Raw genomic sequence first — 15,226 nt, forward strand, 5'->3', positions numbered from 1 at the left:
ATATATTTCAAAAAACCTAAGGAACAAAAATCCTCTTTAAAATTTAATGGAAACCTCTAACCGTGTAAAAAGAGCCGGGTCGTCATCGGCATAGAAATTACCGGGAATAAGGTATTCGGCTAATAAATAGGTAGAGATATTTTTATTGATAGTATAATCTAATCTAAGCTGGGGTAAATGGCCTCTGTTTTTACCCTCGCCGGAGAAAATTGAACTGGCAGCAACCTGGGCATTGGCTCTCAAGAAGTGATACCATAAACTTAATTTAGTTTTTTGGGTGGGGGTTAAAAATAACGAAGCACTATAGGCTTGCAAGTTTGTCCAATAACCCGGAATGCGCGTTTCCGCAGCCATGCTCAACACATATAACTCGGATAACCATGGCCAGCGAGAAAACAGCGGATCCCAACCTTGGTTTTTGTTATCACCTCGTTTATCTCCTGAAAGATAAGCAAAACCGATGCTTGCCTTGGGATTCCAAGTAAGGTCTTTAAATTCATGGTCAATGTAGCCATAACCACCAAATCCCCGACGGTCATCATCTCCGTCTTCTCCAAATTGGTAGGCAAATTGTCCACGTAAAGTAAACGGAGAAAGGTTGTATTTGGCAAAGGTTCCCAAAGTATTAATCTCTGATTCTTTTGCTTGGGCCCCTACACCACCTTCATCGTCTTCTTTTTTAAAAATATAGTAGTTTTCTAATGCTAAATTTTCGATGTCTTTATTTTTCCAATATAAAACAAAACCTTCCTCATCAGTGGTATTCAAGTTTACAGGCATCTTGTCTTTGTAGGGATAAAGAGCACTAGGTAATTTATTTTCATTTATAATCGGCAAGAATTCTTCATCGCGCGGATTATTTATATAAATAAAATCGAGGATATTCTTCTCATTTATCTTCCACGAAGCCTTAGCCGCATTGAAATAAAAGGTCCGCGAACCATCTTGAGGAGTTCCATCCATAATCAGAAATCCTTCACCATAGGTTCCTAGAAAGTCCTGTCTTCCGATCCTCAAATCCAAAGGCAGGTCAAGGAAATTTTTCATATCCATATACAGGTTATCAAAAACCACTTCATCAATGTTGAAGCGATACCCCTTTTTGCTAGCAGTCTTATCCGGATAGGTTGGTGAGGTTCCTTCAAAAAAAGTATGCGCCCTGAATTCATTAGTAAGTTTGACATAGAAAGTAAGGTCTTCTTCAATATCCATCTGTCCCCAGAGAGAACTCTTAATACGGAAAAAATTACGGGTATCTAACTGAGAGTTACTCATATCTTTCCAGTTCTTCCAGTATTCGTGTCTGATGCGTTCGGTAAGACCATATTTAAATTTTGTCTCAGCGTAAGAAATGTTTATAACCATTGCCACTGACAGCACTAGCAAAATAATCGCCCCAAAAATCCTTATCCTCATCTTCTCCCTCCCCGTAGAAAGGTTAGTATAAAATAAAACTCTCTACCATCGCTTATATATGTTTAAAGCAGCTATCAAGATGAGCTTTGGGGACTTTTTTCGTAAATAAACTCACCAGAATAGCCACTATAAAAGAGATAGGTAAAGCAACCACTATCGGGTCAACTACTGTCCAAGGGAATTTTGCGAGTGTGGGTTTGTTAAATAACAATTTACACAAACCCAATGGTTCTGATTCTTTCTGATGGATAAACAACAACCAGAAAGCAGTTACCGAAAACCCTATCAGCATACTGGAAATCGCTCCTGCCTTCGTCATTCCCTTCCAGAAAAGCGCTCCAAAATAGGCAGGTAAGAAAGTGCTTGCACAGAGACCAAAAAATATCGCGGTGGCAATAGCAATGATACTCCCTGGCAAGCGATAACCCAAAGCTACAGTCGCCACCACTCCTATTAATATCCCGATACGGGTTGCTAAAACCGTATATTTAAATTTCTTTTTGTGGAAAAGAACCCGTTCAAAAACATCTCTTCCGAAGGCTGTGCCCAAAGCATGAAACTGAGAACTGGTCGTAGACATCGCCGCCGATAAAAGCGTAAGCATAAACAGATATACAAACCAGACAGGCATAGCTGCATTAATATAGGTAGGAATGATTTTATCAATATTACCCTCTGCTACCGCAAGCGATATTTTACCAAACTGTGGATTATTTACAAAATAGACATTGGAGAGTGCTCCCACTACAAAGGCTACCCCGGTCATGGCAAGAATAAACAATCCTCCTACACCTACCGCACGATTAAGTTCTTTATTACTTTTGACGGTCATAAACCGCACTGCCAACTGTGGCTGAGTCAATACCCCAATTCCCACTCCCATAACAATGGTAGAAACCAGTGACCACCACAAAGCCGAGCCAAACTTTGGCATGTGTGTCCATCCCAAATGCCCACTGGCTACCAGTTTCTCAGGCACCTTTGTTGCTAAATTACTCAATGCCTGATGAGCATTAACCACTCCCCCCAAGTGAGTGTAGGTAAATATTAGAAGTGTAACCATCCCCAAAAACATAATTGCCCCTTGAAGGGCATCGGTATACATCACTCCCTTAAGCCCACCAGCCATAACATAGGCGCAAATAATCAGCGTATAAATCAAGACGGCGGTATGATAGTTTATCTGGGGAAAAGTCGATTCGATGAAACGCGCTGCTCCGATTAAAACCGCCGCAGAGTAGATAGGCATAAACAAAAAAATGATTAATCCGCTAAAACCCTGGATAAAAGTTGATTGATATCTTTTGCCTAAAAGTTCGGGGAAGGTATGGGCATCCAAATTGTGCCCCATTCTTCTGGTGCGTTTTCCAAAAATTATAAAAGCGATAACTATTCCCACGAAAATATTTAAGAAGGTTAACCAGAGAAGTCCCATACCAAACATTGCTGCTGCCCCTCCAAATCCTACAATTGCGGAAGTACTGATAAAGGTAGCACCATAAGAAAGTGCCATGACAAAGGGATGAATACTTCTTCCTGCCACCAGATAATCCAAGGCATTTTTTGTCCGACGATAACCGTGGTAACCCAAATAACCAATCATAAAAAGATAAACCACAACGATAATGGTAAGGACAAGTAGATTATTCATCTTACCTCCTTAATGGACATTACAATTCTTCTTCAATTTTATACTCATCATCTACCCATTGCTTATCTTCGGGATATATTGCCTCGTCTCCTTTATTCCAGTTACACAAACCATAAATCACTGCAAACAAAGAACTCGCAATACACAGTAAGTAAGCAGACCATATCTGGGGATCATCTATCCCTAACACTCTCATAGTCTTCACCTCCTTTCTTAGAAAAAGCTAATTTGAAAAATTTTATCATCTTCTCTTACATTTAAGCAAGGAAAATATTAATTGTTAAGTAAATCTCTCTAATGCAAAAACTTACGCAAGGCATATTCCAACTTTTTAATAACCTTCTCCTTCCCCAGAAAGTAGATAGATTCAAATAAAGGCGGGGAAACACTTTTACCTGTAATAGCGACACGCACCGGCAGAATAAAATCTTTTGCAGATATTTTCAATTCTTCAGCAATCGAACGCAAAAGCGTCTCAATATTCTTAACATCAAAAACAGGCATTTCTTCTATCCTCCGAATGAGCTCGTTTATCCCCTGGGAGAGGTAGGGTTTATTAGTGAGAAACTGCGCAACTGCCACAGAATCGTATTCAATCTCGTCCTCAAAAATAAAACGGGTCTGTTCAATAAAATCACCAAGCGTCTTTATTCTTTTATGCAATAAAGAGACTAACCCCTTAAACCACTGGTCATTAAATCCTTCCTTAATCCAGCCCTCCTCTTCCAGGCGCTTCTTAAGCAAAACAGAAAGTTTATCTATATCCAACATCCGAATATATTGGCTATTTATCCAATCAAGTTTCTCATCGCTAAAGGCAGCGGCAGTTTTATTAACCTTATCCAGAGAAAACTTCTCAATCATTTTCTTAAGAGAAATTATCTCTTGGTTCTCTCCCGGAGACCAACCTAAGAGCGCAAGATAATTAACTAAGGCTTCGGGAAGATAACCCGCTTTACGATAATCAGAAATCGCCACTGCGCCTTTACGTTTTGACATGCGCGAGCGGTCTTCATCAAGAATCAAAGGAATATGCGCAAACTGAGGAGCCTTAAAACCTAAAGCATTGTATAAAAGAATCTGTTTGGGAGTGTTGGAAATATGGTCATCTCCCCGTATAACATGGGTTATACCCATAAGAGCATCGTCAACTACACAAGCAAAATTATAGGTAGGCAGTCCGTCTCTTTTAATTAAAACCTGGTCTTTTATCTGCTGGGTGTCAAAAACAATCTTCCCATGAATCAAATCTTCGATAGCAACGGTTTCCGGCAAAACTCTAAAAATAATCGCTCCCTCCTCCTCATAAGCTAAATTACGCTTAAGAATATCTTGAGCATATCTATGATATAACTCTATGCGCTCCGATTGAAAATAAGGACCTTCGTCCCATTCAAGGCCCAACCATTTTAAACTATCTAATATTTCCTTTAGATATTCTTCTTTAGAACGTGCTTTATCGGTATCCTCAATACGCAGAATGAATTTACCCTGATGATGCCGAGCAAAAAGCCAGTTAAAAAGACAGGTTCTTGCCCCGCCAATATGTAAATTTCCTGTAGGACTGGGAGCAAAACGTACTTTTATCATCTTATCTAAAAGAAAAACCTAAGTTCAAAGCTCTTTCGTTTAACTTAAGCACTTCTCCCGAGAATAATTCCCTAAAAACTTCGGCGATTGTGCTTAAAAGAGCAACCTTTTTTTTCTTCAAATATGCACCTAAAACGATAGTATTTGCTACACGTACATCACCTAAATCAGTAGCCATTTCTGTAGCAGGAATTTCTAAGATTTCTAAATTGCCGGGAATTTCACGGCAAACTGCCAAAGTCGAGTTGGAAATTATCAAATCTTTTGTCTTGGGTAAAAATTTATCCAGAGACGGCTGATTCATCACAATCGCAGTGGTGGGATGAGTTACCAACGGTGAGGCAATTTCCTTATCGGAAATGACTACCATGGAATGGGCAGTCCCTCCACGCACTTCTGCACCATAAGAAGGCATCCAGGTTACAAAAAATTTTCCTTCTTTCATTATTGCCTGAGCGAGAAATTTGCCCAAAACCATTATACCCTGGCCACCAAATCCCGCACAGATAAGCTCTTCTTTCATTTTAACAATTTAGCAATTACTTTTAATTATTCCCAGAGGATAGTGCTTTACCATCTCCGCATCTATCCATTGCCCTGCTTCCAGGGGAGACATATGCCAGTAAGTCGGACAGGGAGAAAGAATCTCAATTAAGGAAAACCCTTTATTCTCTATCTGATTTTGAAATGCCCTCTTAATTGCTCCTTTAGTTATTAAAATATTTTTTGCCTTATTTACAGTTGTTCTCTCGATGTAAACCACCGCTGGTAACAAAGAAAGTAGTTCGGAAATTTTTAAAGGAAATCCATCTCTACTTACCTCTCTGCCCCAAGGAGTGGTAGCAGTCTTCTGTCCCAATAGAGTGGTGGGAGCCATCTGCCCACCGGTCATTCCATAGACACCGTTGTTTACAAAAATGACGGTGATATTTTCTCCCCGGTTAGCCGCATGAATGATTTCCGCGGTTCCAATTGCAGCCAAATCTCCATCCCCTTGATAGGTAAATACAATTCTATCGGGAAGCAGGCGTTTTATTCCCGTAGCTACCGCCGGAGCCCGTCCGTGCGCAGCTTCAGTAGTGTCAAAATCCCAGTAGTCGTAGGCAAGCACCGCGCAACCTACAGGAGCAACCCCAATGGTTCTTTCTCTAATTCCCAATTCATCTATCACCTCACAAATCAAACGGTGCACAATACCGTGACCGCAACCAGAGCAATAGTGCATCGCCACATCCCGCATACTCTCAGGACGACTAAAAACCTTTTTTAAGGTTCCATCCGTTTGGGCTGGAGAATTTGTTTTACTCTTTATCTTCATTTAACTAAACTAACCCGATTAAACCGCTAAACTAATCAACTTATGCTCGATTTCCTCTTCTGTAGGAACTCCTCCTCCCATTCTCCCATAAAAGAAAACAGGACAATTCCCTTCCACTACTAATCTTACATCTTCAAACATCTGACCCGCATTCATTTCTACTACAAGGATTCCCTTTAATCTTTTTGCTGTTTCTTTAATAATCTCTTCGGGAAACGGCCAGAGGGTAATCGGACGAATAAGCCCCACTTTCTTGCCCGAATCACGAAGCTTACTCACCGCTGCTTTACATATCCGACTCACCGTACCAAAGGCAACTAAAATAAATTCTGCATCTTCTAAATAAAATGTTTCAAAGCGCCCTTCTCGATTTTTTATTCTATTAAATTTCTCCTGGAGTTTTAGGTTATGCTCTTCCAATTCTCCTTCGCCTAAAAATAGAGAACGAATCATACGCGGCTTTCTTCCCTTACACCCCGTCAATATCCAATCCTTAGAATAATTTCGCACCTTGCACTTTACACTTTGTACTTTTGTTATTGGCTCCATCATCTGCCCCAAGAATCCATCTCCCAAGACTATAACGGGATTGCGATATGAATCCGCTAAGTCAAAAGCTAACATTGTTAAATCAAAAGCCTCTTGCACCGACGAAGGAGCAAGCACTATGGTTTTATAATCGCCGTGTCCACCTCCTCTGGTCGCTTGAAAATAATCTGCTTGGCTAGGAGCAATATTCCCCAGTCCTGGACCTCCACGCATAATGTTTACAATTACTGCGGGTAGTTCGCATCCTACCAGATAGGAAATGCCCTCCTGTTTTAAACTAATTCCGGGGCTTGAAGAAGTAGTCATAGCTCTTGCTCCTACAAGAGATGCTCCAAAAACCATATTTATGGCTGAGAGTTCACTTTCAGACTGAATAAATATTCTTTTCTCTTCATACATTCGCTTAGCCATATAAGCAGTCAACTCATTTTGAGGCGTAATGGGATACCCAGCATAAAACTGACAACCCGCCTGGACTGCACCTTCTCCAATTGCCTCATTCCCGCACATCAGAATTTTATCTTTATTGTCCATAGAAAGACTCTCAATATCACAACCTTAACCAAATTCGCATTGGGTTGGCTATTTTGTTATCAGATTTTTTGAATCTCGTGCTTTTAATTCAGATTTTATTTGTATACTTCAATACAGACATCCGGACAAACAAGGGCACAAAAAGCGCATCCCCTGCATTCTTTATTCTTATCTCTAAAACTCACTACCCGCACCCCACGTAAATTCAAATCCTTATCCTGAACAATCAACTTTTTAGGACAATTAAATGAACAAAGCAAACAACCTTTACATCTTTCTTTATTTATCCTGATATATGCCATTTTTCTCATTTATATATAAACGATTAATTCCTCTTAGCCAGGAAAGAACTGTTTCCTTAATCCTCTTTGGAGAAAGCCCATAAATTTCTAAAATTTCTTCTCGCCTCCCGTGGGTAATAAATCTGTCGGGCAAACCAAGGGTAAGAGTCTTATTGCCCGAAATACCTATCTCTTCAAAAAAGGATAAAACTTGCGCCCCAAAACCTCCTACCAAAGAATTTTCCTCCACCGTCACAAAATGATTGATTTTTTTGGTTAAACTCCTTAACAAATCTTTATCCAACGGCTTGATAAAACGCATATTAACCACTTCTGCCTCCACCCCTTCTTCTAAAAGCATCCTTGCTGCTTCCCAAGCAGGATAAACCATGCTGCCAACAGCAAGAATCGCCAAATCTCTTCCTTCTTTCAAAATTTCTGCCTTGCCCAGCGTTATTTCCTGGTTACCCGCTAAGTGCTCCCGAGAAAAAATTATTCCTCCTTTGGGATATCTAATTGCCATCGTTCTCTTACTCCCCACAGCAAGTTCTAGCATCTCAGAAAGTTCTTTAAAATCCTTGGGCGCCATGACCACCATATTGGGTATGTGCAGCAAATAGGAAAGATCAAATACACCGTGGTGAGTAGGTCCATCTTCTCCTACTATACCTGCGCGGTCAAGACAAAAAACCACGGGAAGTTTCTGTAGACAAACGTCGTGAATTATCTGGTCATAAGCACGCTGAAGAAAGGTTGAATAAATCGCAACTACCGGAATAAATCCTCCTTTTGCTAACCCTCCCGCAAAAGTTACCGCATGTTGCTCTGCCATTCCTACATCAAAAAATCTTGAAGGAAATCTTTGCGCAAAACCGCTTAAACCGGTTCCATCAGTCATGGCAGCAGTAATTGCTACCACTCTGGGATTCTTTTCTGCCAATTCTAATATTTTCTCTCCAAAAGTCGTGGTAAAGTTTTTTTCTTTCTCAATGAGGGCCACTCCTGTCTTGACATCAAAAGGAGGAGCACTATGAAAATAAGCAGGATTTTCTTCAGCGTACCTAAATCCCTTACCTTTTTTTGTTACCACATGGACAATACGCGGACCTTTCATTTCCAGAATACTCTTTAAGGTAGGAATGAGTGCCTGAAAGTTATGCCCATCCAGAGGCCCAAAATAACGAAATCCTAATTCTTCAAAGATGATTCCTGGGACAAGAAGATTTTTTAAACTCTTCTCTAATTTTCTTGCCGATAAATAAGCACGGAAACCAAAACGGGGAACCTTTCTCATTAAATTCTCTACATCTTTATGAATACGATTGTAAATAGGGTTGGTTAAAATACGATTGAGATACTTGCTCATCGCTCCAATACCCGGGGAAATAAACCATTCATTATCGTTAAGAATTACCAGAATGTCTTTTTGAAGATGTCCTGCTTGATTTAATGCTTCAAAAGCCATCCCTCCCTGGAGCGAGCCATCACCTATTACCGCAACAATTTTCTCATTGGTTCCGCGCAAATCTCTGGCACAAACCATGCCGAGCGCTTGAGAAATGGCGGTAGAACCGTGTCCTACCGTAAACATATCGTAGGAACTTTCCTCAACGTTAGGAAAACCACTCAATCCTCCAAATTTCCTTAGGGTGTCAAAAGAAAAGAGGCGTCCAGTAATAAGTTTGTGCGCATAGGCTTGGTGTCCTACATCCCAAACAATTTTATCTTCCGGAGTATTCAGAATATAATGGAGGGTAATAATCAATTCCACTGTTCCTAAACTTGAAGAAAGATGCCCCCCTCTGAGCGAAACAACCTCTATAATTTTCTCTCTTATTTCTTGAGCAAGAATTACCAATTCTTTGAAGGAAAGTTTCTTAAGGTCTTGAGGATTTTTAATGTTCTGAAGAAAACCCACTTCTTGCTCTACCTCTTTTCTAAATCTAAAAAATTTATACTTCGGCTTATCCTTTTTATGGAATTGGCTTTACCGTTATGTTCATCTATATCAACCACAACCCCCTGCAATTCTACCTCCCCATCTGCAATATCAAAACGTGTAGGCATCTGGGTAATGAACCTCTCTATAATCTGTGCAGGGTTCCTTCCTAAAATAGAATACCTTGGACCAACCATCCCCACATCGGAAATATAGGCAGTTCCTTTTGGTAAGATTTTATCGTCCGCTGTAGGAACATGGGTGTGGGTACCAATCACTGCTGAAACTGTTCCATCAAGGTACCATCCCATTGCTTCCTTTTCCGAAGTTGCCTCGGCATGAAAATCTACAACAATAAGTGGTGTTTCTTTAAGCAGTTTTTCTATCTCTCGCATAGCCGAACGAAAAGGACAATCCAAAGCTTCCATAAAAACCCTTCCTTGGAGATTAAGCACACCAATTTTAATACCGCTCTCACTGAGAAAAATACCGCTTCCTTTACCAGGGGTTATCTCGGGGTAATTAGCAGGTTTAAGTAAACGCGGTTGGTTATTGATTACTTTATAGACCTCCTTCTTCCTCCAGATATGGTCGCCTGAGGTAAGACAGTCTAAACCCGTACCAAGAAGCTGATTTATAATCTCTTCGGTTACTCCCGAACCACCTGCAGAATTCTCGGCATTAGCAATGCTAAAATCAATATCCTCTTCTTCTTTTATCCGAGGTAGCAACTGCCTAATTGCCTCTCTACCCGGTCTTCCCACAATGTCACCAAGAAATAATATCTTCATCTCCGCATGTAGCAAGTAGTAGTTAGGTATTAACTTTTTTAGAAAATTTTTCTCTACCTACTTAGCTACTAAATTATTTTGCATATTCAACTGCTCGTGTTTCACGAATAATCACTATTTTTATCTGCCCGGGATAATCTAAGCTTTCCTCTATCTTCTTTTTAATCTCCCGTGCAAGAGCAATCGTCTCCGAATCCGATATCTTGTCTGGATAAACCATCACCCGTATCTCTCTACCCGCCTGAATAGCAAAAGCTTTCTCTACTCCTGGGAAAGAATCGGCAATTGCTTCTAATTTATCTAAACGCTTTATATAAGCCTCCAAAGTTTCTCTTCTTGCTCCCGGCCGAGAACTGCTCACTGCATCCGCCGCCTGAGCAAGAACGGCATAAATACTCCTCTGTTCTATATCTTCATGATGCGCACCAATAGCCTGCACTACCACATCCTGTTCCCCGTATTTCTTTGCCAAATCCATTCCAATTTGGGGATGAGTTCCTTCCACTTCATGGTCTACTGCTTTCCCAATGTCGTGCAGAAGCCCAATACGCCTTGCAAGATGAAAATCAAGGCCGAGTTGCGATGCCATTACTCCCATTAGATAAGCTACTTCTTTGGAATGTTGTAAAACATTTTGCCCATAACTGGAGCGATACTTCAACCTACCCAGCAGTTTAACCAATTCGGGATGAAGGTTATGAATTCCTAAATCCATGGCAACATTTTTACCTTCTTCTTGAATAGATTCCTCCATCTCCTTCCTAACTTTCGCTACTACCTCCTCAATTCTTGCCGGATGAATTCGTCCATCTTCAATAAGTCTCTCCAACGTTACACGGGCTATCTCTCTCCTAACGGGGTCAAATCCGGAAAGGGTAACCGCTTCCGGAGTGTCGTCAATAATTACATCCACTCCCGTGGCAGTTTCAAAAGCATGAATATTCCTTCCTTCCCTTCCAATAATCCTTCCCTTCATCTCGTCGGAAGGAAGACTCACGACAGAAATCGTAGTCTCCACGGTATGTTCCGCAGCGCAACGTTGGATAGCCATAGTGATAATTTCTTTTGCTTTCTTCTCCGCTTCTTCACGCGCTTCATCCTCAATCTTTTTAATCATAAGTGAAGCTTCTTTTCTCACTTCCTGTTCTATGCGCTGTAAAAGGAGTTCTTTGGCCTGTTCAGGTGTAAGGTTGGAAATTCTCTGTAACTGCTCTTTCTCTTGAGCAATCAAACGTTCCAACTCTTCATCTTTTTCTTTCAGACGCGCCTCTTTCTGAGCAACTGCCTGTTCTTTCTGACTAAGTTCTTTCTCTTTCCGGTCAAGAAGGTCTACTTTTTTATCAAGATTCTCTTCTCTCTGAAGCATTCTCTTTTCTAAATTCTGCAATTCTTGTCGGCGCTCACGGGTCTCACGCTCAAACTCCTGACGCATTTTATGAAGCAATTCTTTGGCTTCAACTTCTGATTCTTTCCGTTTTGCTTCTATCTGTTTTTTGGCCTCTTCAACAATATTATGCGCTATCTCCTCCGCTTTCTTAACCTTTCTCTCCGCCATAAATTTACGGATTAAATAACCCAAATAAAATGACAATCCCATAGCCAAAATAACCACAAGTATCGCCTCTAACTTAAGTGAGAAGATATTCATATAAGAAGTCACCCCCTTTAACTAAAAAGATTGAATAGATTTTATGCTTTTTTTCTATGCAGAGAGCACCTTTGAGACGGGAACATCATGGGGCAGAAGTGGAAGGTTATCAACAATCTGAAAATCGAATGCCAGTCCGATGGTTACGGTATGCTCGGGAAGTGTGCTTAAAAAACGGTCATAATAACCGGCACCGTGACCAATCCTTTTTCCCTTCTTATCAAAAGCTATCCCCGGAACCAAAACTAATTCCAGAGATTCCTTAGGGATTATACGCACAAATTCTTTCTTCGGCTCGCGTATCCCAAAATTTGCAGGAACTAATTCTTCTTCAAAATTTAGAATCTTTGAAGGTAGAATTGTCTTATCTTTCTTAACAGTAACTGGCACTGCCACCACTTTACCCATCCTCAGTGCTTCTTTGATTATGTTTTCTGTATCTACTTCGTAATCAAGGTTAATATACGACATTAAATTTTTTGATCTTTTGAATTCTTCCAGACTAAAGAGCTTTTCTTTTATAATCAGGCTTTTCCTCCTTCTTTCTTCTTTAGTTTGATTTCTTAACTTTTCTAACATTATCTTGCGTATTCCTGTCTTTTCCATCAAATCTTTTTAAGATTATATTATAACTTTATCCTTGCGTCAAGTTTTTATTTTCCAATACAGAATTGAGAGAATATCTTTTCCAGAACATCGGAAGAGAAAACCTCGCCCAGAACTATTTGAAAATTAACTAAAACATCTTTTAAATCCAAAGCAACCAATTCGGGAGAAATTCCCTGTTCTAAACCCCTACAAGCTCTTTCCAGAAAATCTTTTGCCTTTAAAATTGCTTCTTTGTGGCGAAGGTTGGTTACTAAATAACCTTCTGGTTTGACAACCTCGCCTTCTAAAACAGAATCTTTAATTTCCTCGTACAACTTATCCAAACCTTCTCCGCTAACACAGGAAATCTTTATAATCTTACCGGGAAATACTTTCCTTACATCCGCCAAATTAAATTTTTGAGGCAAGTCGATCTTATTGATTAAAATTATTTTGGGATTATCTCTTATCATCTGAAAAACGGCTTTGTCTTCTTTGGTAATTTTTCTACTCCCATCAAGCATAAATAAAACTAATTCCGCAATTCTAAAACAATCCTGGCTTATTTTTATCGCCTCTTCATCAACTACATTATTTGTTTCAGTTATTCCTGCAGTATCTATCAATCTTAAAGGAATCCCTTCTATGTTTACCCATTCTTCAATAATATCGCGAGTCGTCCCCGGGAAAGGACTCACCAGACAACGTTTTCTTTTAAGTAAGAGATTCATTAAACTTGATTTCCCCACATTCGGTTTTCCGCAGATAACCACAGAAATCCCTTCTCTGAAAATTATACCTTTATCAGCATCTTTTAATAAATCTACAATATCTCCTTTAACCTTCTTAAGCTTTGTTAACAAAAAAATCCTACTATGTAAATCCAAGTCTTCTTCGGGAAAGTCAATACTTGCTTCTATCTCTGCATAGATATTTAAGATTTTATCCTTTAATGCCCTGATTTTATCAGAAAATTTACCTTCCAGTTGTTGGCAAGCAATCTCTAAGGATTTTTCTGTTTTTGCTTTAATTATATCCAAAACTGCTTCAGCTTGCGCAAGGTCAATTCTCCCTTTTAAGAATGCCCTCAGCGTAAATTCACCGGGTTGAGCAAGCCGTGCTCCTTGTCTTAAAACTAACTCTAAAACTTTTCTCAGCGGAACAATCCCTCCGTGGCAATTGATTTCTACAATGTCCTCGCGCGTATAGGTACGGGGCGCCCGCATTACTGTCAATAATACCTCATCAATTATATTCTTCTTGAATTTTGAGTCTTGAATTTTGGGCTTTGTATGGCGTATTGCGTATTGCGTATTTTTTACGATATGTCCATAATGAAGCGTGAACGAACGATATTTGGATGGCTTGCTTCCGTTTTTAGAAAGAAAAATGCTATCCGCAATCTCTAAAGCCCTCTTACCGCTGATACGCACAATGCCAATTCCACTTTCTCCCAGAGGCGTGGAAATGGCGGCAATCGTATCTTCAAGATTATATCTATACATATTGATAAGAACAAATAATCTTTCTTGCTTCTCCTACTACAAACAATGAACCTGTAACTAAAACCAAATCTTCGCTACTTGCTTTTTCTTTTGCTAAATCAACTGCCTCTATTACATTGTTTGTCAAATAAACTTCAGGCCTTAAATCTCGGCTTGCCGTGCTATTTTGCAAGGTCGATAATTCTTGTAGCGGAATTTTTGATTTTATGTTCTCCGGCTCTTCTGCCCGCGGATTATTTGCTTTAGTAAGCACAATTTCATCGGCAATTTCGGTTAACTCTTCAAAGATTCCTTTTATATCCTTATCCTTTGACACCCCTATAACCAAAATTAGCCTTTTATAGAAAAAATATTTCCTAATTGCCTTTTTCAAAGCATAAGCGCTTGCTCTATTCTGCGCTCCATCCAGAACTATTAACGGTTTATCTCCTACCATCTCCATCCTCCCCGGCCAAAAAACATGTTTAAAGCCATCGCGGACTGCCTCCAGAGGAGTATAAATTTCGTATCTTCGCAAAGACTCAATAATCCCCAAAGCAACACTGGCGTTGATTAATTGGTGCTGTCCTAAAAGAGGCATCTCTAAATGCGAATATTCTTCAAAAATTCCTCTTATCCGAAAAATCTCCCTTTTACTATCAAACGCAATCTCTTCAAAGAGTATATTTTTACCCACTTCGTATAAAGGCGCATTCTTTCTCCGACAGGTTTGATAAATCACCTCTTTAACCTCTTTTTCTTGAGGAGCGGTAACCACTGTTTTACCCTCTTTGATAATTCCACACTTTTCTTGCGCAATTGACTTAAGGGTATACCCCAATTTATCTGTATGCTCAAAACTTATCGATGTAATTCCGCATACAAGGGGAGTTAAAACATTAGTTGCGTCTAACCTCCCTCCCAAGCCTACCTCTACAACCGCAAAATCTAAATTATTCTTTGCAAAAAATAAGAAAGCTAAAATCGTATACAACTCAAAAAATGAAGGTTTATCTTTTAGGGCATCAACTTTTGGCCTTAATTCCTCTACTAAATCTACAACCTCTGCTTCAGAGATAAATCTCCAGGATTTATCCCGAGCGATTCTTATTCTTTCCCGAAAATCAACAAGATGTGGCGAAGTATAAAGCCCTACGGAAAACCCCGCTTCATTCAAAATAGAAAAAACCATGGCTGAAGTTGAACCTTTGCCTTTAGTTCCTGTAATATGGATGGAATTGAACTTTTCTTGGGGAGAGCCAAAGAGGGAAAGTATACTAATCATCCTCTCAAGTCTAAAAACAGAGCGGTATGAATACGTAGAAATTCGCTCATAGTTAATAAACGATTCCAAATAATTAATTGCCTCTTGATAAGTCATATTATAATTGTTTGACTTGTTAAACTCGTTCGGTTCGTTAACTTCGTTATAACAAA

General features: G+C 39.7%; 14 protein-coding genes. All 14 read right to left on the reverse strand.

The genetic code is table 11. The features are described 5' to 3' along the window. Window positions 1–36: 36 nt before the first annotated feature. Window positions 37–1,416: an alginate export family protein gene (locus NC818_06085; GenBank protein ID MCM8784319.1), complete on the reverse strand. Its 1,380-nt coding sequence runs from the start codon at window positions 1,414–1,416 to the stop codon at window positions 37–39. Between the two features lie 52 nt (window positions 1,417–1,468). Beyond that, window positions 1,469–3,067, reverse strand: a complete 1,599-nt coding sequence (locus NC818_06090; GenBank protein MCM8784320.1) for a sodium:solute symporter family protein — start codon at window positions 3,065–3,067, stop codon at window positions 1,469–1,471. A gap of 19 nt (window positions 3,068–3,086) precedes the next feature. Beyond that, the gene (locus NC818_06095) at window positions 3,087–3,263 is read right to left on the reverse strand and encodes a hypothetical protein (protein MCM8784321.1); all 177 of its coding nucleotides are present in this window, start codon (window positions 3,261–3,263) and stop codon (window positions 3,087–3,089) included. A 98-nt stretch (window positions 3,264–3,361) separates the two neighbouring features. Next, a complete protein-coding gene (gltX, locus tag NC818_06100; GenBank protein ID MCM8784322.1) occupies window positions 3,362–4,657 on the reverse strand; it encodes a glutamate--tRNA ligase in 1,296 nt (431 codons plus the stop codon). 1 nt (window position 4,658) lies between these two features. Further along, on the reverse strand, window positions 4,659–5,180 hold the full coding sequence (locus NC818_06105) for a 2-oxoacid:acceptor oxidoreductase family protein (GenBank protein MCM8784323.1): 522 nt from the start codon (window positions 5,178–5,180) through the stop codon (window positions 4,659–4,661). A gap of 9 nt (window positions 5,181–5,189) precedes the next feature. After that, window positions 5,190–5,975: a thiamine pyrophosphate-dependent enzyme gene (locus NC818_06110; GenBank protein ID MCM8784324.1), complete on the reverse strand. Its 786-nt coding sequence runs from the start codon at window positions 5,973–5,975 to the stop codon at window positions 5,190–5,192. An 18-nt stretch (window positions 5,976–5,993) separates the two neighbouring features. Continuing rightward, window positions 5,994–7,058, reverse strand: a complete 1,065-nt coding sequence (locus NC818_06115) for a 3-methyl-2-oxobutanoate dehydrogenase subunit VorB (GenBank protein ID MCM8784325.1) — start codon at window positions 7,056–7,058, stop codon at window positions 5,994–5,996. Between the two features lie 95 nt (window positions 7,059–7,153). After that, complete coding sequence (locus tag NC818_06120; GenBank protein ID MCM8784326.1) at window positions 7,154–7,369, reverse strand: 4Fe-4S dicluster domain-containing protein; 216 nt, start codon at window positions 7,367–7,369, stop codon at window positions 7,154–7,156. After that, window positions 7,338–9,257 carry a 1-deoxy-D-xylulose-5-phosphate synthase gene (gene dxs, locus NC818_06125; protein MCM8784327.1) on the reverse strand — a complete coding sequence of 640 codons (1,920 nt, stop codon included), beginning with the start codon at window positions 9,255–9,257 and terminating at the stop codon, window positions 7,338–7,340. Before dxs ends, NC818_06120 begins: the two co-directional genes overlap by 32 nt. Before the next feature lie 8 nt (window positions 9,258–9,265). After that, on the reverse strand, window positions 9,266–10,069 hold the full coding sequence (locus tag NC818_06130; GenBank protein MCM8784328.1) for a TIGR00282 family metallophosphoesterase: 804 nt from the start codon (window positions 10,067–10,069) through the stop codon (window positions 9,266–9,268). 73 nt (window positions 10,070–10,142) lie between these two features. Next, window positions 10,143–11,717, reverse strand: coding sequence for a ribonuclease Y (rny, locus tag NC818_06135; protein MCM8784329.1), 1,575 nt, complete (start codon window positions 11,715–11,717; stop codon window positions 10,143–10,145). Between the two features lie 54 nt (window positions 11,718–11,771). Further along, a complete protein-coding gene (locus NC818_06140) occupies window positions 11,772–12,323 on the reverse strand; it encodes a 5-formyltetrahydrofolate cyclo-ligase (GenBank protein MCM8784330.1) in 552 nt (183 codons plus the stop codon). Window positions 12,324–12,370: 47 nt separating this feature from the next. Then, a complete protein-coding gene (mnmE, locus tag NC818_06145; protein MCM8784331.1) occupies window positions 12,371–13,810 on the reverse strand; it encodes a tRNA uridine-5-carboxymethylaminomethyl(34) synthesis GTPase MnmE in 1,440 nt (479 codons plus the stop codon). Then, window positions 13,803–15,143 (reverse strand): bifunctional folylpolyglutamate synthase/dihydrofolate synthase, encoded by a 1,341-nt coding sequence (locus tag NC818_06150; GenBank protein ID MCM8784332.1) that lies wholly within the window; start codon window positions 15,141–15,143, stop codon window positions 13,803–13,805. Before NC818_06150 ends, mnmE begins: the two co-directional genes overlap by 8 nt. Between the last annotated feature and the right edge of the window lie 83 nt (window positions 15,144–15,226).

Source organism: Candidatus Omnitrophota bacterium, from assembly GCA_023819145.1.
Classification (GTDB): Bacteria; Omnitrophota; Gorgyraeia; order DTHP01; family DTHP01; genus JBFWKV01.

Excerpts from the sequence above, each read along its gene's own strand:
- mnmE (MCM8784331.1), bottom strand. The coding sequence starts at position 13,810 with ATGTATAGATATAATCTTGAAGATACGATTGCCGCCATTTCCACGCCT.
- NC818_06095 (MCM8784321.1), bottom strand. The coding sequence starts at position 3,263 with ATGAGAGTGTTAGGGATAGATGATCCCCAGATATGGTCTGCTTACTTA.
- NC818_06085 (MCM8784319.1), bottom strand. The coding sequence starts at position 1,416 with ATGAGGATAAGGATTTTTGGGGCGATTATTTTGCTAGTGCTGTCAGTG.
- NC818_06090 (MCM8784320.1), bottom strand. The coding sequence starts at position 3,067 with ATGAATAATCTACTTGTCCTTACCATTATCGTTGTGGTTTATCTTTTT.
- NC818_06120 (MCM8784326.1), bottom strand. The coding sequence starts at position 7,369 with ATGAGAAAAATGGCATATATCAGGATAAATAAAGAAAGATGTAAAGGT.
- NC818_06105 (MCM8784323.1), bottom strand. The coding sequence starts at position 5,180 with ATGAAAGAAGAGCTTATCTGTGCGGGATTTGGTGGCCAGGGTATAATG.
- NC818_06110 (MCM8784324.1), bottom strand. The coding sequence starts at position 5,975 with ATGAAGATAAAGAGTAAAACAAATTCTCCAGCCCAAACGGATGGAACC.
- NC818_06140 (MCM8784330.1), bottom strand. The coding sequence starts at position 12,323 with ATGGAAAAGACAGGAATACGCAAGATAATGTTAGAAAAGTTAAGAAAT.
- NC818_06130 (MCM8784328.1), bottom strand. The coding sequence starts at position 10,069 with ATGAAGATATTATTTCTTGGTGACATTGTGGGAAGACCGGGTAGAGAG.
- gltX (MCM8784322.1), bottom strand. The coding sequence starts at position 4,657 with ATGATAAAAGTACGTTTTGCTCCCAGTCCTACAGGAAATTTACATATT.
- NC818_06115 (MCM8784325.1), bottom strand. The coding sequence starts at position 7,058 with ATGGACAATAAAGATAAAATTCTGATGTGCGGGAATGAGGCAATTGGA.
- rny (MCM8784329.1), bottom strand. The coding sequence starts at position 11,717 with ATGAATATCTTCTCACTTAAGTTAGAGGCGATACTTGTGGTTATTTTG.